General features: G+C 61.9%; 18 protein-coding genes and 1 riboswitch. Of the genes, 11 read left to right on the top strand and 7 right to left on the bottom strand.

Annotated elements, in window-relative coordinates:
• Window positions 1-85 precede the first annotated feature (85 nt).
• The 4 genes from H7C86_RS15670 to H7C86_RS15655 all read left to right on the top strand — a co-directional run bounded on the left by H7C86_RS15670 (window position 86) and on the right by H7C86_RS15655 (window position 2,870).
• Complete coding sequence (locus H7C86_RS15670) at window positions 86-589, top strand: hypothetical protein (protein WP_019747618.1); 504 nt, start codon at window positions 86-88, stop codon at window positions 587-589.
• Window positions 590-598: 9 nt separating this feature from the next.
• Window positions 599-1,171, top strand: a complete 573-nt coding sequence (locus H7C86_RS15665; protein ID WP_020969090.1) for a YdeI family protein — start codon at window positions 599-601, stop codon at window positions 1,169-1,171.
• A 30-nt stretch (window positions 1,172-1,201) separates the two neighbouring features.
• Entirely contained in the window at window positions 1,202-2,104 is a 903-nt protein-coding gene (locus H7C86_RS15660) for a sucrase ferredoxin (RefSeq protein WP_021332471.1), read from the top strand.
• 184 nt (window positions 2,105-2,288) lie between these two features.
• Window positions 2,289-2,870: a GNAT family N-acetyltransferase gene (locus tag H7C86_RS15655; protein ID WP_021332472.1), complete on the top strand. Its 582-nt coding sequence runs from the start codon at window positions 2,289-2,291 to the stop codon at window positions 2,868-2,870.
• A 14-nt stretch (window positions 2,871-2,884) separates the two neighbouring features.
• Here H7C86_RS15655 and H7C86_RS15650 read toward each other — a convergent pair whose 3' ends face one another.
• Window positions 2,885-3,499, bottom strand: a complete 615-nt coding sequence (locus tag H7C86_RS15650; RefSeq protein ID WP_021332473.1) for an NAD(P)H-dependent oxidoreductase — start codon at window positions 3,497-3,499, stop codon at window positions 2,885-2,887.
• A gap of 77 nt (window positions 3,500-3,576) precedes the next feature.
• On the opposite strand from H7C86_RS15650, the gene H7C86_RS15645 reads away from it, so the two are divergent.
• A complete protein-coding gene (locus H7C86_RS15645) occupies window positions 3,577-4,161 on the top strand; it encodes a TetR/AcrR family transcriptional regulator (protein ID WP_020969094.1) in 585 nt (194 codons plus the stop codon).
• Between the two features lie 25 nt (window positions 4,162-4,186).
• Here H7C86_RS15645 and H7C86_RS15640 read toward each other — a convergent pair whose 3' ends face one another.
• The gene (locus H7C86_RS15640; RefSeq protein WP_021332474.1) at window positions 4,187-5,101 is read right to left on the bottom strand and encodes a LysR family transcriptional regulator; all 915 of its coding nucleotides are present in this window, start codon (window positions 5,099-5,101) and stop codon (window positions 4,187-4,189) included.
• An 81-nt stretch (window positions 5,102-5,182) separates the two neighbouring features.
• Between H7C86_RS15640 and H7C86_RS15635 the strand changes: the two genes are divergently transcribed.
• Window positions 5,183-6,172, top strand: coding sequence for a threonine/serine dehydratase (locus H7C86_RS15635; protein ID WP_031330942.1), 990 nt, complete (start codon window positions 5,183-5,185; stop codon window positions 6,170-6,172).
• 380 nt (window positions 6,173-6,552) lie between these two features.
• Here the strand turns inward: H7C86_RS15635 and H7C86_RS15630 are convergent, their stop codons facing one another.
• From H7C86_RS15630 to H7C86_RS15620, 4 genes are all read right to left on the bottom strand, one after another.
• On the bottom strand, window positions 6,553-6,993 hold the full coding sequence (locus H7C86_RS15630) for a hypothetical protein (RefSeq protein WP_020906963.1): 441 nt from the start codon (window positions 6,991-6,993) through the stop codon (window positions 6,553-6,555).
• A gap of 52 nt (window positions 6,994-7,045) precedes the next feature.
• Window positions 7,046-9,040 carry an SDR family oxidoreductase gene (locus tag H7C86_RS15625; protein WP_182261797.1) on the bottom strand — a complete coding sequence of 665 codons (1,995 nt, stop codon included), beginning with the start codon at window positions 9,038-9,040 and terminating at the stop codon, window positions 7,046-7,048.
• Window positions 9,041-9,090: 50 nt separating this feature from the next.
• Entirely contained in the window at window positions 9,091-9,213 is a 123-nt protein-coding gene (locus H7C86_RS37260; protein WP_019747629.1) for a hypothetical protein, read from the bottom strand.
• A gap of 129 nt (window positions 9,214-9,342) precedes the next feature.
• Window positions 9,343-11,463, bottom strand: coding sequence for an MMPL family transporter (locus H7C86_RS15620; RefSeq protein WP_021332478.1), 2,121 nt, complete (start codon window positions 11,461-11,463; stop codon window positions 9,343-9,345).
• Window positions 11,464-11,534: 71 nt separating this feature from the next.
• Window positions 11,535-11,681: riboswitch (cobalamin riboswitch) on the top strand.
• Window positions 11,682-11,796: 115 nt separating this feature from the next.
• On the opposite strand from H7C86_RS15620, the gene H7C86_RS15615 reads away from it, so the two are divergent.
• The 4 genes from H7C86_RS15615 to H7C86_RS15600 are packed head-to-tail and all read left to right on the top strand — an operon-like array spanning window position 11,797 to window position 15,426.
• Window positions 11,797-12,792 (top strand): ABC transporter substrate-binding protein, encoded by a 996-nt coding sequence (locus H7C86_RS15615; RefSeq protein WP_031330943.1) that lies wholly within the window; start codon window positions 11,797-11,799, stop codon window positions 12,790-12,792.
• Window positions 12,789-13,829 (top strand): iron ABC transporter permease, encoded by a 1,041-nt coding sequence (locus H7C86_RS15610; protein ID WP_029254959.1) that lies wholly within the window; start codon window positions 12,789-12,791, stop codon window positions 13,827-13,829. Before H7C86_RS15615 ends, H7C86_RS15610 begins: the two co-directional genes overlap by 4 nt.
• Window positions 13,826-14,659: an ABC transporter ATP-binding protein gene (locus tag H7C86_RS15605; RefSeq protein ID WP_182261796.1), complete on the top strand. Its 834-nt coding sequence runs from the start codon at window positions 13,826-13,828 to the stop codon at window positions 14,657-14,659. Before H7C86_RS15610 ends, H7C86_RS15605 begins: the two co-directional genes overlap by 4 nt.
• Window positions 14,656-15,426: a (2Fe-2S)-binding protein gene (locus H7C86_RS15600; RefSeq protein WP_046378280.1), complete on the top strand. Its 771-nt coding sequence runs from the start codon at window positions 14,656-14,658 to the stop codon at window positions 15,424-15,426. The genes H7C86_RS15605 and H7C86_RS15600 overlap by 4 nt, the downstream gene beginning before the upstream one ends.
• 37 nt (window positions 15,427-15,463) lie before the next feature.
• Here the strand turns inward: H7C86_RS15600 and phoA are convergent, their stop codons facing one another.
• Entirely contained in the window at window positions 15,464-16,996 is a 1,533-nt protein-coding gene (gene phoA / locus H7C86_RS15595; protein WP_003940796.1) for an alkaline phosphatase, read from the bottom strand.
• Window positions 16,997-17,264: 268 nt separating this feature from the next.
• Here phoA and H7C86_RS15590 point away from each other — a divergent pair.
• On the top strand, window positions 17,265-18,314 hold a 1,050-nt coding region (locus H7C86_RS15590), incomplete at its 3' end, for a PHP domain-containing protein (RefSeq protein ID WP_182261795.1).

Genomic DNA, 18,314 nt, shown 5'->3' with positions numbered 1-18,314 from the left:
CGCTTTTTACAACCTCACGCATATTTTGTGGAGCTTTTCCGTCGGGTCATTCCGTTCTGTTGTTCGAAGATGGCACGATCGTGGCATGGCACCAACCGGCTCCGCGAAGGCGATGGCACTGTGGACCACCGCTTTTGTTGTCTCACAAGCAAACATTGCGCGTTTACTCGGGCCGGTGGCTCCTAAAGTATTGGAAGTGCAGACGGCGTTTTCCGCTCGTCGGTACCTCGAGATCTTGGACTCCATGGATGCGGAGGCCACGGCGCGATTTCGTAGTCACTACTACCCGGACTTCGTACATCCCGCGATCTACGCGATGGCTTTGCGGTCCGCAGGCAAGCGGCTCGGAGAGCGGGTTCCCCTTTCGGCCGCAACTCGGCGTGCGCTTGCCGTAGCGCCGGTGCTGTCGGCGGCGGGCGATTATGTCGAGAACGTGGTCGGCCTCCATTTCCTCGATCATCGCGACAGCATCACCGACTCGAGGGTTCGCGCCGCCTCGACGGTCAGTATTGCCAAATGGGTACTCGCACTCGGAACTTTCGGATATTTGTCGCAGGGTTTTGTCAGAGTATGGGTATCGCGAAAATGAGGAGCACTGATGGCAGTCGAACTCGGTACCGAATACTTCGCTGACGGAGAAGAGTTCCGTCGATGGCTGTGCGAGAACCACGAGGCGGTCCCCGGGCTTTGGCTGAGAATGGCCAAGAAGAACTCGTCACACAGTTCGATCGACTACGACCAAGCGTTGGACGTTGCCTTGTGCTTCGGCTGGATCGACAGCCTCTCCCGGCGAATCGACGACGATTTTTTCGTGCAGAAGTTTTCGCGTCGCACTGCGCGGAGTCCGTGGTCCAAACGCAACGTCGAGATAGTCGCCCGCCTCGACGCTGCGGGACTCCTCGAGCCGTCCGGCATCGCTGAGATAGAGAAGGCCAAGGCCGACGGCCGCTGGGATCGCGCGTACGAGGGAGCAGCCAAGGCCGAGGTCCCGAAGGACTTTCTCGATGCGCTTGCGGAAAACCCGAAGGCTCGCGAGTTCTACGCGACGCTCAATTCCACCAATCGATTCACCATCGCGTACCGACTGCAGGAGGCAAAGCGTCCGGAGACACGCGCCAGGCGGATCGAGAAGTTCGTGAACCAACTCGCGGAGGGCAAGAAGTTCTACTGAGCTGACTGGGACGGCTGATCGACTTTCAACGTGGCTGACACAATAGGGCTCGTGATCGAAGCCGAGACCTGTTCCGCGCTGTCTGCTGTTGACGAACCGTTGGCAGGCAGCGCTGCCGTCGTGCGGGGTTGGGTATGCCTCGAATTCAATGCCGCTTGGGGTCGTGACGTGCTGGACGGTACGGCCTTGGGGGAGGAGCTTGCCGCCGAGCTGAGTCGGCGAGCTGATGCTGCCGACGTACGAATCATGTTCATTCGGCGACCAGGCCGCACCGATCTGTTGACTGATGGACACACGGTCTTGCTCGCGCGCTCCGATCCGAGCGACTCGTGGTGCGAACGGTTGCGCATCGATTCACCGGCTGACCTGCTCGACATGGATTTCGCGCTACTCGACGGCCCTCCACCAGGATTGGGCGAATCGGTGGACGAGCCAGTCGTCTTGGTTTGTGCGCACGGTAAGCGTGACCAATGCTGCGCTGTGTTCGGCAGGCCGATTGCCGCAGCGCTGATGTCGTCCTTCGGACCCCAGGTGTGGGAGTGTTCGCATACTGGCGGGCACCGATTTGCGCCGTCGATGATCCTGCTGCCGAGCGGCAATACGTACGGCCGTCTGTCCGCTGGTGAGAGTGTCACGGCCGTGGAGGTGGCTTCCCGAGATCAGGTCCATTTGCCAGGCCTGCGTGGACGGAGTTGCTGGTTTCCTGCGGGGCAGGCTTCGGAAGTTGCTGTACGACAACAAATCAGCTGCGGAATCGACGATTTGGCTGTCATCGAGCAGGCCAGTGACGGGACATGCGTCGTCGCACAGGTGGACGGACGGCGGTGGATGGTCGAGACTGCGGTCTCCGAACTCGCGCCGCGTCCACCGGGCTGCGGCGCGGCGCCCAAACCGGTCAGGCCAGTTGTCGTCACGTCGATTCGAGAACTGTGATTCCCTCGTCGGTTCCATACGATCAGTCTCGATGAATGCGATCACATGGGCCGGCAGGTGGCGCAGAGGATACGGACCCCATCAGATCCACAGTCTGCTGGCGTGACAAGCGGATTCGGGACTTAGGCAGCGGCGGTTCGGGGGAATAGCGGCACCGTTGCAGGTGCGAAGTAGCATCGCAGCTATGACTGTCGATCTGGTTGCACCTGACGAGGCCTTGTGGGCGTCTTGGTTGGAGTCGCGTGACGAGTGGGGCGGACCGCAGGTGGACCAGCCCGGTTCGGCATTGGGAGTTGCGCAACGTCTAGATCTCGATCTTGCCTCCCGGGATGGATTCGGGCAGTGGGTGCAGGAGTTGTTGGCGCAGCCAGAGGCAGTGCCGGGGCCCGACATTGTCCCGGCAACCAACTGGTGGATCGTTCGAGACGGCAGGTACCTCGGCGCTATCCAGTTGCGGCACAGCTTGAATGAGTTCTTGGCCGATGTCGGTGGTCACATCGGCTATGGGGTCAGGCCGTCGGAACGCCGGAAAGGTTTAGCGTCGGCTGCTCTGCGGGAGGTGCTCACGTATGCAGGCGACCCGGTGGGGCTCAGTCGCGTCCTGATTACCTGCGACGAAACGAACGCGGGTTCACGTAAGGCAATCGAAGGGTGTGGTGGTCTACTCGACAGCGTGCGCCCAGCTGATCAGTTGTCGCGCAACCTCGGTCACACGGGGGATACGCTTCGCTACTGGGCAGTCACGGGCCGGTCAAGCGTCAGTTGACCGATGTCCGACCGTCAACGGGAAGCCACGGTCGCAGGGTAGGCGACACGGGCAGCGATGCTTTCGCTGAGGTCTTGGATTTCTGCGGCGAGGGTATCGCGGCGCTTCGTGTCCGACTCGTGAACGAATGTTGTCGATCCCAGTGTGGCACCGCAGTATTCGATGATGCCGCGCTCGATCTGTGTCTGGAAGGCCTCGTACACACCGTGGCGTTCGAAACTCTCCGCGTCGTCACCCGCGACCGGGATCAGGTGGACCGTGAGTCGGTCCAGTTTCTTCACGAATTCGCTTCCCGGGGTGATCTCGTACGCCCATCCGCTGACGAAGACTCGATCGATCCAACCTTTGAGTAGTGCGGGCATCGACCACCAGTACATCGGAAACACAAGAATAAGATCGTCTGCTCGATCGATTCGGTCCTGCTCGGCTACAACGTCGGCCGGGGGAGTCCCCTTGCCGCGGAACAGGTTCACATCGTCTTTGGAGAATCGGGGATCGAAATTCTCGGCATGTAGGTCCGCGATGTCGACGTCGCCGCCCAGGTCGCGGATCGCGTCGGCGGTAGAACGGGCGACATGCTGGGTAAGTGACTGTGGATCGGAGTGGGAGACTACGACGAGTGTGGTCATGAGCGTTCCTTCGGTAGATGGTGCGCTTATGTACTAAGAGTAGGTTACTATTGGTATATAGCGCAAGGAGGTGTCCGATGGCACGAACGAGACTGTCGCGAGCCGACAGGTACGAACAACTCGTGGAGGTGTCGTGGGCACTGGTGCGAGAGGAGGGCGCGGATGCGCTGACCCTCGGCCGGTTGGCTGAACGTGCCGGCGTTGCAAAGCCGGTCGTCTACAGCCATTTCGCCTCCCGCGCTGCGCTGTTGGCGGCCCTCTTCAAGGAATTCGACGATCGTCAGACGGTGATGCTCGGGGAATACCTCGAAGCTGCGGAGGAGTCTGTGAACGGGCGGGCGAATGCCATCGCCGACTCCTATGTCGGGTGTTCACTGGCACAGGGGCGTGAACTGACGGGAGTGCTTGCAGCGCTGGAGGGCTCGCCCGAGCTGGAGCAGGTCAAGCGCGAGTCGGAACGCGCCTATTCAGAGCGTTGTCGCGAGGTGCTGGCTCCTTTCAGCGCCGACGGGCTTGGACAATCATCGATGACTGCGATATTCGGTGCTGCAGAGGCCCTCTCGCACGCGGCGGTAGTCGGAGTGCTCTCGCCCGAGGACGCCAAAGGTGAACTTGCCGCGCTGATCGTCGCGGTTGTCGGCAGGCCATCGCTGACTGGGTAGTGCGGTGCAGCCGTGATCTCATCGCCTACAGGTGCCCATCCAGTTCGAACCGCTCACGCACGGAGTCGGATATCGCTGCGAGGGTGCTGACGAACGCGTCAAGGGCAGGAGCGAGCGGAGGTTTCCCGAAGGTTGCGACGGAGACAGTGCGTCGCTCGCCGCGAATGCGGTGTGCGCGGATACCCGGGTTCTGATGTGCATGGAGAGCGAGGGCGGGAAGGGTGCTGACTCCGCTTCCGGAGGCGACCAGCGCTTGGACCGCGACGTAGTCGTCGGTCTCGAACTCGATCCGTGGAACGAACCCAGCTCGATTGCAGGCGGTGAGAAGGTGGGCGCGGCAGCTCGGACAGCCTGCAATCCAGGTCGCACCGGCGTAGTCCGTGATCTCGTTGGCGGCATCTGCATTCCGCGCAGAGGTGATCAGGTACAACGGATCGTCCAGCAACGTCGTTAGGGTGACGTGCTTCAGCCCCACATCCGGGGTATCCGCGTGTGCGAAAACGACAGCTACGTCGACGTCGTTGTTACGAAGCATTGCAAGTGCTTTGGGTGGTTCTGCATCAACGAGGCTGATGGACACGTCGGGGTACTGGGACGTGAACGCTGCCATCGCCTGCGGAATCAAACTCGCCAGGGCTGACGGGAATGCGGCAAGTCGTACCCGCCCCGCCCTCAGTCCCGCGTACGTTTCGACTTCGGCTACGGCAGCGTCGACGTGACCGAGAATTTCCGTGGCGCGCCGAACCAGTACCGCACCGGCATCCGTCAGACGTAGCCCACGACCGGCTCGCTGGAACAGCGGAACTCCGACTTCCGATTCGAGCTGTCGAAGGTGGTGACTGATGGAGGGCTGCGCGTAACCGAGCGAATCGGCGGCGGCTGTCACCGATCCTTCCTGCGCGACAGCGACCAAGACCCTCAGCCGAATTAGATCGAGCATGCCGAAATCATAGAGGATTTCGATGCTTTCGACGAAAACATGTATTGGACCTATGAATCAGTGTTTGACAGGGTGATCCACATGGCACAGGCACCTGATCTCGCGGCAACAACCGGGCTACAACCACCCACATGGGCGGACATTCAGCGTGCAAGTCAGGTTGTCCGACGCCACCTACCGGTCACGCCCCTGATATCGCACCCGACCTTGGGAGCGGGCTCGTGCAGCCAGTTGTTCGTCAAACATGAGAACGTGCAACCCACAGGTGCGTTCAAGGTCCGCGGTGGACTGAACCTGGTGGCTGGACTCGATGAGCCGACGCGGGCCCGAGGCATCATCGGCTACTCGACGGGAAATCATGCTCAGTCCCTGGCGTATGCCGCAGCGGATGCGGGCGTGCGGTGCGTAATTGTGATGCCGGCTGGGGCGAATCCGGTCAAGGCTCACGCTGTCCGCATGCTTGGGGCCGAGCTCATCGAGCACGGCGCAAACTTCGACGAGGCACGCGCTCACGCAGAGTTCATCAGCGAACGTGACGGACTGCGTCTCGTCAGCGCCGCCAATGAGGCGGCAATCCTCGCCGGTGTTGCCACGGCGTACGTCGAACTCGTCGAGCAGCAGCCAGATCTGGACGCAGTGGTCGTCCCCGTCGGTGGTGGCAGTGGTGCGGCGGCCGCTTGCCTCGTCGCCAGTGCGCTTGCACCGCACCTGGAGGTGTTCGCGGTGCAGTCGGAGGCCGCACGAGCGGCGCACGACTCGTGGACTTCCGGCACCTGTGTCGAGCGCCCGAACGCCACTCGTGTCGAAGGGCTCGCGACCGGGGCCGGATTCGCATTGACTCAATGCGTCATGCGAGAACGGCTAGGTCGTTTCTTGCTCGTCACGGACGATGACATCACCCTCGCGCAGCGGGCTCTCCTTTTCGACGCACACACTTTGAGTGAGGGCGCCGGTGCGGCCGCACTTGCTGCGGTCTACGCACATCCGAACACCTTCGCGGACAAGCGCGTTGCTGTTGTCTGCACGGGCGCCAATGCCTCCGAGAGCGAGATCCGCAGGGTCGTCAGCTAATTGATCTCGCATTCGGAACAATGTGCAGTGTCAGCGAACTGACGGAAAGCCGAAGTACTGTGTGCCAATGACTTCACCCCGAGAAAAGTCACGTACTCTCAATATTTGCGCACTCATGCTGGTCGTCGGTGTTCTTGGATTGATCGTGAGCTTCGGAGTGACTTCACGTTGGGGGTTCCCAGCGTCCGCATCGGAGCTTTGTAGATCAAGTTCGTATGGAATCGGATTACTCGAAGAAACAGGATGGGCCTGGATCCCGTTTCCCATAGCCTATTGCAAGGCAGTGGATTTCGATTCTTCCGCGGTTTACTTCGCCCTCGGATGGGAAAACTCGATCACTGCCGCAGTATCGATCGCACTCATCGCCATGGCTCTGAAACTCACTTGGGGTGCAGGAGTTCAGTGATGCTTATATGCCCGGCCTTGGGTTCGTTCGGAAGGCTGACCGGCACAAGCCCCATGCTTTCCCGACGCTCGTTGACCGAAAAGACGTACTGGGCAAATTCAGGTTTGACGTGCACGTCCGGAAACCGTGCGCGAAGTTCGCCCACGATCCGATAGCCCTCGTCGTACCAGTCGAAAACGTTGATCCCTGGACGCCACCTCGGTCGCATCGCGAAGCCGTCGATCTCGGTCACAAAGAACTTTTGGAAGCGATCAGTCCACGCCAGTATCTTCTCTCCGAGTTCGTCGTCGATCCCCATTTGGCTCGGGAGAACGTATGCCTGCGGGAACCGTTGCGGCGGGACGACAATCAATTCCTTCGACGGCCATAGTGAACTGGGATGGCCATGGTCAGGATAGATTCTGATGACTAGCACTGCAGATCCCTTGCGGTGGCCAACACGCTACGAGGCGAAGTCACACCACCGGTCACCAGTGCGTTCCGGGCACGAGTCGGGCGGCGCGTCGGCCGAGTTTGCGGATGCGCGAGCGTGAATGGCGCTGACGCGACGGTGTTGCCGAAACGTCTGACGGAGTTTCTTTGTCTACCTGCCCCTTTGCCGCCGGGGAGTCTGGGAAGGCCTGGTACATCTGGTTGAGAATCCGGTCCTTGGTGTGCGGTGCGAACAAGGTTCCCAGATCACCCAGAGTGCCCAGTGGCACGTCGATGCGCTTGGGGCGTTCGATCAGCGCGCGGATCACCATTGCCGCAGCCTTTTCCGGGCTGGTGATCGGGCCGTTGTTGTATTCGCCGGTCGAAGCGATCATCGGCGTTTCGACCAGCGGCATGTGGATGGTCGTGAAAGTGATTCCGTCCGCCAGGGTTTCGGAGGCAGCTACGTCGGAGAAGCCGTCGAGGGCGGCCTTGCTCGCCACGTAGGCCGAGAATCTAGGGGTTGCCGCCTGGACTCCCGCGCTGCTGATGTTCACGATGTGACCGAAGCGGCGAGAACGCATGGTGGGCAACAATGCGAGCACCAATCGCACAGCGCCGAAGTAGTTCACGGCCATCGTTCGTTCGTAGTCGTGGAAACGATCCGTGGAATGGTAAATGCCGCGCCGAATGGATCGGCCGGCGTTGTTCACCAACATGTCCACGTGATCATGTTCTGTCAGAATGCTTTTGATCGTATGCTGGACCGACTCGTCGTCGGTGATGTCGCAGGGATAACCGAACGCTTTGCCTCCGGTTGATCGAATCTCCTGCACCGCGGCATCGAGTTCGTCGGTGCGGCGTGCGATCAGGAGAACTGTGGCGCCTTTCTGGGCGGCGGCGATGGCAGAGGCCTTGCCGATTCCGGACGAGCCACCGGTGATCAGGACTATCCGACCGACAAGTGGTCCTTCGGGATGGTTGCGACGTGCGCGATTGGGATCGAGGTTTGCGCGCCAGTACTTCCACAGCACAGTCGAATACGACCCGAACTCGGGGACCGTCAGGCCTGATCCGGCGAGGGCGGCAACGGTTCTCTCGGAGGTGAAGGTCGGCGCCATCGTCATGTTGTCGAGCAACGCTGCAGGCATGCCGATGCGATCGAGGAAGACTTTTCGTGCCGATTCTGCCGAATCCATCGGCAATGGCGAGACAAAGGGTTTGGCGATCACGCCCGGCAGGCTGAGCGCGGGCCGCGGCGCTCCGGCGGCCTTGGCGAGGCCGGCATAGATTTCGCGTACCGGTTGAGGTTTCGGATTGACGAGATGGAATGCTTCGCCGTCACGGCCGGGCACATGCATCAACTCGACGAGGGCAGCGGCCACATAGTCGACCGGCACCACGTTGGTTGCACCGAGGTTGGGGATCGGGACAGGGAGTGCTGCAGGTAGTTTCGCGAGTAGCGCCAGACCTGGGAACAAGTAATACGGTCCGTCGATCTTGTCCATCTCTCCGGTTACGGAGTTGCCGACCACGGCAGACGGCCGATAAACACGCCAGGTGAGGCCTTCTCGTTCTCGAACGAGCTTCTCGGCCTCGAACTTGGTTCGGTGGTACGGCGTCGGAAAGCCTTGGCCGCAATCGAAATCGGTCTCGCTGAACGTGCCCGGATAGTCGCCTGCGACTGCGACCGATGACACGTGATGAAGGGTGGCTCCCAGTTTCGCAGCAAGTTCGACCACGGAGCGTGTGCCCTCGACATTCGTCGAAGCCTGCTCGTCTCCGGCCGTGATGTCGTAGATCGCGCCGAGGTGAAGGACATGGTCGGCCGGCGGGGGAGAGTCGATGCCCAGCTCGGGCTCGGTCAGATCGCCAACGAGCGGATGCACTCGATCGCCGCCGGGAATTGCCGACACCTGTGCTTCGAGTTTTGCGACAGAACCCGCTCTGACCAGCACGTGGATCTGAGCAGTTTCATCATGCTCGAGCAGGACCGGTAGTACAGCTCGTCCGAGGAACCCGGTACCGCCAGTGACGATGTATGTGGCCATGGTCGGTAACTTACTCCAAAGTAAGATCGACGGCTAGGGGGAACCGGACATCAGTGCGTCATGACGCCATCCTCGGTGTCGAAGTCGATGCCCGCAGTGATGATTCCGGAAAACAGGAACGCGACGGCAAGTGCAAGAGCGGGGATTGCAAGGATCCATTCGAAAATTGTCATGCTCCAAGTCTGACGAAATCAGCTTCGGAGAACATCGCCCTGCGGAGCGATTTCCCTGATCGGGCAGTCATCCTCGAGGACGACAGCCCGATCAGGGAAATCCACTAGTGCGTGATCAGTGGCCCGAAATCAGTGGCCGATGCCGACCTTCGCGTGAACTTTTTTCATCCAGGCCGGAGCCCACCAGTTCGCTTCGCCCATCAACTTCACCAGCGAGGGCACGAGCAACATGCGGATGATGGTCGCGTCGACGATCAGCGCGACGATCATGCCGACGCCCAGGAACTTCATCACCGACAACCCGGACATCGCGAATGCCCCCGTCACCACGACCAGGAGTAGGGCGGCGGCCGTCACGATTCGGCCGGTGCGTTCGGTTCCGAACTTGACTGCTTCCTCCGTCGTCGCTCCCGCGTTCTTGGCCTCGACCATCCGGGACATCAGGAAAACCTCGTAGTCCGTGGACAATCCGAACACCACCGCCAGGATGAGCACGACGAACGTCGCCTCCAGCGGAGTTTGACTGACCCCGAGGAGTTCGACGCCGTGACCGTCCTGGAAGACGAAGGTGAGGACACCGAAGGTGGTCGCGAGGCTCAGCGCGGCCATCAGTACCGCCTTGATGGGCAGGACCACCGAACCGAACGCGAGGAACAACAGGATCAAGGTCGATCCGACCATGATGAGGATCATCACCGGCAACCAGTGCAGGACGGCGTTGTTGCCGTCGTCGACCATGGCTTGACCGCCACCGACAAGCAGCACTGTTCCGTCAGGAGCGGAGATCGCACGCAGATCTGTCACTGCGGTGCTCTGTGATTGGGGCGTAGAGCCCTCGCTGTAGAGAGCCTGAACCGCGATGAGTTGATTGGTGCTCGCGACGACGGTCGCCTGACCGATGCCCTCGACCTGACCGGCGGACTCGGCGATCGCTGCACCTTCGGCCGGGGTGAGAGTGTTCCCGTCCTCGGCCTGAAGGATCATCGTCGCGCCGTTGCCGGTCTGCGGGAAGTCGTTGACCAACGTGTCCATTGCGACGCGAGCGGGGTCGTTGTCCGGGAGTGCGGTGTACGAGAGTTCTCCCAAACGGGCACCGAGCAGCGGCGAGGCCATCACGAGCAGCACGGCCACGATCGTCACCGAGACCGCGACCGGACGCTTCATCACCCACGTGACGACGCGGCCCCAGAACTTGCGCGAGCGTTCCTCGCCGCGTTGCGCCGCATCCTTGCGCCACGTCAGGGCGTTGATGCGATGCCCCAGAATGGCAAGCAGCGCAGGCACAGCGGTCAGCGACAGAACCGCCGCGCTCAGTACTGCTGCGATCGCACCGAAACCCAAAGACCGGATGACGGCCTGCGGGAAAACGAGCATGCCGCTGAACGCGCAGATCAGCAGCAGACCCGAGAACATGACGGTGCGACCCGCGGTCAGAACTGTCCGCTGCGCAGCCGCTCCCGGGTCCGAGCCCGAATTCAGTTCTTCACGGAACCGACCGACCACGAACAGTCCGTAGTCGATTGCAAGTCCCAACCCGAGAAGAGAAGCGACGTTGATCGAGAACGAGGACACATCGGTGATCAACGTGAGGATTCGCAGAACCGCCAAGGCGCTCAAGACACTGAGTACACCCACGAATACCGGAACCGCCGCAGCGACGATGCCGCCGAAGATGAAGACCAGCAGCACCAGAGTGATCGGAATGGCGATGGCTTCGGCGACCACCAGGTCTTTCTCCAGCTTGGTGTTGAACGCGACGCCGACAACGGTATTACCCGCGAATTGTGCCTCGGCACCTTCAACTTCGAGCTTCGGCAAGAGATCGGCGAAAGTAGCAGGTGTGACGCCCGAGTCCGGTGCCAACGTGATCGCAACGGCCGCCATGGATCCGTCGTTCGAGAGCAGACTGGCCTTGGCCGCGGCGTCCGTTCCCCAATACGACTTCACCGACGCGGTCGGCACTTCCGTTTTGAACTGGTCGACGGCGGCCGTCACTGCCGGCCCGATGTCGTCGAGGGTCTTGCCGTCGGTGGGTGAGTAGATCGCGATGATGTCCGGGGTCTGCGGCCCGAGATTGTCTTCGATGATGTCCGCAACCTTCGCGGAGTCGCTGCCCGGATCGATGAAGCCGCCCTGGCTGAGCTTGCCGAACACTCCGAGTCCCCACACCCCACTGATGAGAACTATCAGAACCGCGAGGCTCAGTACCCACCATTTCCGGGCGACGACGGTTTGGGCCCAGCGTGTCATGTATCAACTCCGGTGTGTGGGGGCGTCTGGCCAGATCGACTGTAGTGGGCGTTTGGTCTTGAATCGGAAACGTCATGCATACTGCTCGAAGCACTTGCAAGCCACGCGTGTGGGGGAAGCCGGTCCGAATCCGGCGCTGACCCGCAACGGTAGGTCGATTCTCGGTAGTCACCGAGCGTCGGCAAGCCCGATTACCCACCGCGCGGTGTGCGACATCCATTCGTCGTGGTCTACGAAAAGGAAGTCCAGCAGGAGCTCTGGCCGAGTATCAGTGTGCGGGCGGAGTTGTCTGTCGGATTCTCATTCGTGGCTCAGAGCCCTTACGAGGTCCCCGTGTCACTTCAGTTCTCCCCGTCCCGCGCCGCCGCTGTTCTCATCGCGGTCGCCTTGGTTTCGGCAGGTTGTTCCAAAGGCCAGGAATCAGAGTCCGCGTCTGCTGCGGAATCCTTCGCACAGCCTGTGTCCGTGACCAACTGCGATCGAGAGATGACCTTCGACTCGCCGCCGCAGCGCATCGTGTCTTTGAACGGGCATGTCACCGAGGCGCTCATCGAAATCGGTGCGGGTGACCGGATCGTCGGTCGGGCGTACAGCGACAACCCGCCAACTGCGGAGACCGCCGATGTATTCAACAAGATTCCCAGCCTCTCCGATACGTTCCCCAGCATGGAGCAGGTTCTCGACGTCGACCCGGACTTCGTGGTCGGAGGAATGACCAGTGCCTTCAACGAGAAGCAGGGCCGTTCCCGAGACGCCTTCGGCGAGCGCGGAATCAACACCTTCTTGTTCTCCGAATACTGTGGCACCGGTTTCCCCGACATCGGATTGCTCGAGAACGACTACACGCAACTCGGTCGAGTCCTGGGCGTTGAAGATTCCGCCCGCGAGGTCGCAGAGGAGATCAGCGATGGTCTCGATACCGTCCGCGCTTCGGTCGGGGACGCGGCGCCGGTACCGACCTTCTTCTACGACAGTGGTGACCAGGTTCCGACGACTATCGGCGGAGTCGGCGTCGGTCAATTGGTCGCGGAATACTCCGGTGTCTCGAACATCTTCGCCGAAGGGACAAAGCCCTACATCGACGCATCGTGGGAAGCTGTTGCCGAGCGTGCACCCCAGGCGATCGTGGTCATCGACTACGGCGACAAGACGGCCGACCAGAAGATCGACTTCCTCCGTGCCCAGCCGTTGATGGCGACCACCCCTGCTGTGCAGCAGAACCGGTTCGTCGTGGTTCCTCTCGCGGACCTGTTCGAGAGTTCACGGTTGGTGCGTTCGGCACAGACCATCGCGACGGCCTTCCATCCGGGCGCTGACGCGGCGAAGTGACCCGCACGCGTTACGGGTACGGCGCCCTACTTGTCGGCTTGGCGGTCGCCTTGGCGATCGTCCTGGGGTTGGCCGTCTCCTTGGGATCGGTTCGCATTCCCGTCGGTGACGTCTGGGCGATAGTCGGAGCCCGTTTGGCGCCAGGGACTTTCGAAACGTGGTGGACCGCGGCGCGGGAGTCGATCGTGATCGACTCCCGCCTGCCACGTGCACTCACGGCTGCGGTCGTGGGTGCTTCCTTGGCGATGTCGGGTGCTGTTGCTCAGGCTGTCACACGGAATCCTCTTGCCGACCCGTATCTGCTCGGAGTTTCGTCGGGTGCGGGATTCATGGTGGTGCTCGTCTCGGTGCTGGGTTTCGGCGCCGGCCTCCTCGGGGTTTTCACGATTCCGGTCGCAGCATTCGTCGGGGCGATGATCCCGTTGTTTCTCGCACTGCTGATCGGCGGCCGGTATCCGCAGCCGACCGCGATCATTTTGGTGGGTGTAGCGCTCGCCCAGATATTCTCGGCGCTCATCACCTTTTGCATCCTGGTGTTGGCCGATGATCGGCACGTGACGTCGGTGATGCACTGGATTGCCGGCGGATTCGGTGATGCGCGATGGTCGACGCTGATCTTCCCGACGATCGCACTGGTCGTCGTCGGCACGGCCCTTCTGTTCAGTTCGCGGTGGATGGACGTCTTGCAGACCGGTGACGACGGGGCTGCAGCACTCGGTATGAACGTCCGACGGTTCCGAGTGTTGTCCTTGCTTGCGGTCTCCGTACTGGCGGGCGCGGCAGTCAGCGTTGCCGGTGGAATCGGATTCATCGGCCTCCTGATCCCACATCTGGCCGGTTTCATCGTCGGCACCAGAGCAATTCGACTGCTCCCTGCCGCAGCCCTTCTGGGCGCCGTCGCGATGGTTGCCGCGGATACCGCTGCGCGCTCGGTGGCACAATCCACCGAAGTTCCGGTCGGAGTGATCACCGCCCTCGTGGGTGCACCGATCTTCGTCTGGATGCTCTACCGGCAGTATCGGAGGCTCGAACAGTGACGCAGACCAGAACAGTGACACAGGCCAGAACAGAGACACTCCCGAAGGACGCCGAAGCTGCGCCTCTGCTCGAACTCGTCGAGACCCGGGCGCGGCTTGGCAACCGCGAAGTCCTGCGCGGCATCACTTTCGCGGTGACGTCCGGTGAAATACTGGGCTTGGTCGGACCCAACGGCAGTGGCAAGACGACGGCGCTGCGCTGCTGCTACAACGCTTTGACTCCGACAGGTGGCGCAGTTCTGATCGATCAAGCCGACTCGACGACGCTCTCGCGTAAGGACATCGCCAAAACCATCTCGGCGAGCGTCCAGGAACCTACTGTCTCGGCAGGACTTTCGGTTCGTGAATCGATCGCGCTCGGACGAACTCCGCACCGTAGCTGGTTGGACCGAAGCACTGAGCGAGATACCGCCATCGTGGACCGGTGCATCGAGCAGGTTGGTCGGGTCGAGCTTGCCGGACGCGACGTGTCCACCCTGTCGGGTGGTGAGCGGCAACGTGTCTCGATAGCGCGCGCATTGGCTCAGGAGCCCAAGGTTCTGTTGTTGGACGAGCCGACCAATCATCTCGATCTTCGTCACCAGTTGATCGTGATGGAATTGCTCGCCGAACTTGCGTCGGCGGGGCTCGCGGTTGTGGTCACGATGCACGATCTACGGTTGGCAGTCGAGTACTGCGACAACCTTGCCGTGCTCACCGAAGGTGAACTCCGCGCGTGTGGGTCTACGGTCGAGGTGTTGGACGAGCCGTTGTTGGCCGAGGTTTTCGGCATCAAGGCGCGAGTCGAACGCGGAGTACGTCCGCGGATGGAGATATTGGGGCTGGCATGACGGAATCGGTAGCCGGGATCTACGCCCGTATGGCATTAGCGGTGCCGTTCTTCGACAACCTGAGCGCGTATCCGGATACGATGCCCGCGGTGTTGATGACCGACCCCCAGTGGTTGGCAGCACGTGTCGCCGATACGGCCGAGCGATGGGGGAGTGCGGACAGCCGAGTGAACGGCACGTTGTGGTGGTACTCGGCCAGTTCCACGCTGACTGGCATTCCGATCGGAACCGGAATGGTCACCGGGTTCGCGGCCGATCCATCGTTGAACGGTGGGCGGATCTTCTTGCGTGACAACGGCTATCTGGGCGGGTTTGCTGCCGGATCGGTCATTCCGATCTCGCGGAGTGTGGCGGAGTTGGGCCACGCGATGTTCCGCTCACTCAGTCCCGTGATCGAGGTACTCGCCGAGGTGTCCGGCGTTCGGCAGCAGGCGCTGTGGGCGATCGCGACGGACTCCATCGCCAATCGCAGCCTCGACGCCGCCGGTAGCGCGAGGGAGCGCGGAAGTGCATTTGCTGCCGGCCTGATCGATGTTCTCCGCGGTGAGAACCCGGGCATTCCGGTTCCGCGTTTCGTCGATGTCGACCGCAATGAAAGTGTTGTGCGCGTTTCTAATCCGTTGACACCGGTGGCATCCGGGCGACGCAGATTCACGCAGCGCGCGTCGTGCTGCCTGATTTACGAGGTGCCCGGTGAAGGTAAGTGCACCAGTTGCCCGAAGCGCGCACCCGAAGATCGGGTGCGCGCCTTGGCTACTCTGGTGTGACTGGACCCAGGCTTTTACCGGGTCGGGTTTGGTCAGGTCAGTGAGCTGCGACCTTGGAACGGTCGAGTCCCAGCGCGTCGGTCATCGTGAAGAACAGATCGGTCTGGTCCGTGAGGCCGCTGACATTGGCCGCGTGCGGGCCGAAAGCTGCTACGCGCAACTGAGTTCCGGTATGCCCTTCGGATTCGACGGCCGGATCTTCGGACGTTCCGTAGCTGATCGTCATCTCCGAGCCGTCCTTGGTGGTCAGCTTGCGGGTCAGGCCGGGGTAGACGATTTCCTGGGCGCGCTCGACCGGGATGTTCTGGTCCTTGGCGATGGTGGCGATGTCGTCGGCGCTGACATTGGTGACGATCTGGCTGGTGTGAGCGTGGTCGGCTGTGACGATGACCAGGGTTTCTCCGTCGGTCTTCGCAAATTCGAGTGCCTTCTGCACAGCTTCGTCGAGGTCGACGGTTTCACCGATCTGACCGCATGCGTTGGCTGCGTGATCCTGCTTGTCGATCGAGGCACCTTCGACCTGGAGGAAGAATCCGTTGTCGTTGACCTTCAGTAGGTCGATGGCCTTCTGAGTCATGTCCGCGAGCTTGGGTACGTCGGAGGTTCGCTTGGGGTTGTCGACGCAGGTTTCGGCGGGCTGCAGGTAACCGTCGCGGGTGGCGACGGATCCTTCCCAGCGGACGGGCATGTTGCCGTCGGCGAACAAGCCGAGCACGGGTGCATCCTGATCGGCCTTGCCGACCTCGTTCATCTCGGCGGCGTTCTTCACCAGCTGGTAGCCACGGGCGGCGGCCTGCTCATTGAGTGTCTTGCCCTGCCAGTCACCGGCTTTCGCGGTCTCAGCGAAGGACTTGGCGCCGCCGGCGAAGGTGACGTCGGCGCGGGTGTCGAGGAGTTGTTCGCTGATCGACCCTTTGCCGCCGTTCTCGAGGGCGTTCTCCGGGCAGGACTTGGACGTTGCCTCCGGTCCGTAGCACTTGCGGCCACTGACGTGCGCGACCTGCACTGCGGGGGTGGCGTCCTGCACCTCGGCGGTGGAGACGTTGCCGGTGGCCTTGCCGTTCGCCTTGGCGATCTCGAGGACGGTCGACTGGGCCTGACCCTTGATGTCGACGGAAATCGCGCCGTTGTAGGTCTTGGTGCCGGTGGACCATGCCGATCCGCTGGCTGCGGAGTCGGTGACGTAGTCGGGCTTGCCGTCCTTGGTCAGTGCGTAGTGCGTGTACTGGCCGGTGATCGGCAGGGCGTCGAGGCCGGGGAAGCTGCCCGCAGCGCCTTCGGCGTAGTTGCGTGCGGCGGTGATCTCCGAGTCGCCCATGCCGTCCCCGATCAGGAGGATGACGTTCTTCGCGCCGGAGGCATTGACGGCGTCGCGCACTGCGGCCGACTGATCACCGTCGATGCGACGAGCGCCACCGTTCGAGGACAGTTCGCCGGTCGCGGCGCGATCGACGGTCGCGCCGTTCGAGCCGGTGGCCTCGTCGGCGCTGCTGCTGCAGCCGGCAGCGGCCAGAACGGCGACGGCGCCGGCGACGGCCGTCAACCTACGTGTGTTGCGCGAGAACGACATACGAGTAGTACTCCTGGAAACAGTATGGATGGAGATTGTGAACGCCGCTAATGATCTGGGGCGAAAGTGAACGGAGTGCAGACATGCGTACATCTGAATGTGACGAGACGGTGAGGGTTGAGATTCGCTCTGTTGACTGTGGGTGAGTGACCTGTCAGACTGAATCTGCATCGAACATCAGTTCGATGCATGTGGTGCGTCTTCCCTTTCGGCATCCTCGAGCAGTCGGTCGTCCCTGACGGCCGACTCGATCAGGTGCGAGGTCAGTGTGGGTTGGGGAAATGGGCCGCCGACGTGGTCCGAGATGGAACGGGTGCTTTCCGGACGACCCGGCCGTGTGGAACACGAGGATTTGTTTCCGGGCGATGGAAGCGACGGCCCCGCCTGGTCAAGAAAGCGCGGCGAGTACCACGCGGGCGAGCTCACCCGTGGTGCCGGTGTAATTCCTTACGCAGAACTGCACGCTCACTCGGCCTTCAGTTTCCTCGACGGTGCATCACCGCCGGAAGAGCTGGTCGAGGAAGCAGTGCGTCTCGGGCTCGAAGCTATCGCCGTCACCGATCACGACGGCTTCTACGGCGTGGTGAGGTTTGCGGAAGCCGCACGTGAATGGGGAATGCGCACCGTGTTCGGGGCCGAGTTGTCTCTGGATTCGGTACCCAGAACCGGCACGGCAGATCCCGGTGGAACGCACCTCCTGGTACTTGCCCGTGGGCAGGAAGGGTATCGCCGGCTCTCGCGGGAGATCGCTGCCGCGCATCTGGCGGGCGGCGAGAAGGGCAAACTGCAGTACGACTACGACGTGCTGACCGAAGCGGCCGGTGGCCACTGGCAGATCCTGACCGGGTGCCGGAAAGGTCATGTGCGGCAAGCCTTGACGTCGGGTGGTCGCGAAGCAGCGGCGGATGCCTTGGGGGATCTGGTCGAGCGTTTCGGGGCGGAGCGAGTGTCGGTGGAACTCACTCATCATGGGTTGGCGGAGGACGACGAGCGCAATGCCGTTCTGGCCGAATTGGCGAGAGAGCATGGACTACGTACGGTGGCGACCACCGCCGCGCACTTCGCCGCTCCTCCGCGTCGACGCCTCGCCATGGCAATGGCGGCTGTACGGTCGCGTCAAAGCTTGGACGAGGCAGCAGGATGGTTGGCCCCTACCGGCGGAGCGCACCTGCGGTCCGGCGCGGAGATGGCGGCACTGTTCTCGCTCTATCCCGAGGCTGTCAGTGGTGCCGCCGATCTTGGTCGTGAGTGCGCTTTCGATCTCATGAATCGTCCCGGGTTTGATGCGCACCTTCTTTCTTGGGAAGGTAATCCTTAT

Source organism: Rhodococcus sp. UFZ-B548 (genome assembly GCF_903819475.1).
Classification (GTDB): Bacteria; Actinomycetota; Actinomycetes; order Mycobacteriales; family Mycobacteriaceae; genus Rhodococcus_F; species Rhodococcus_F erythropolis.
This window is presented reverse-complemented; position numbering and strand designations above follow the sequence as displayed.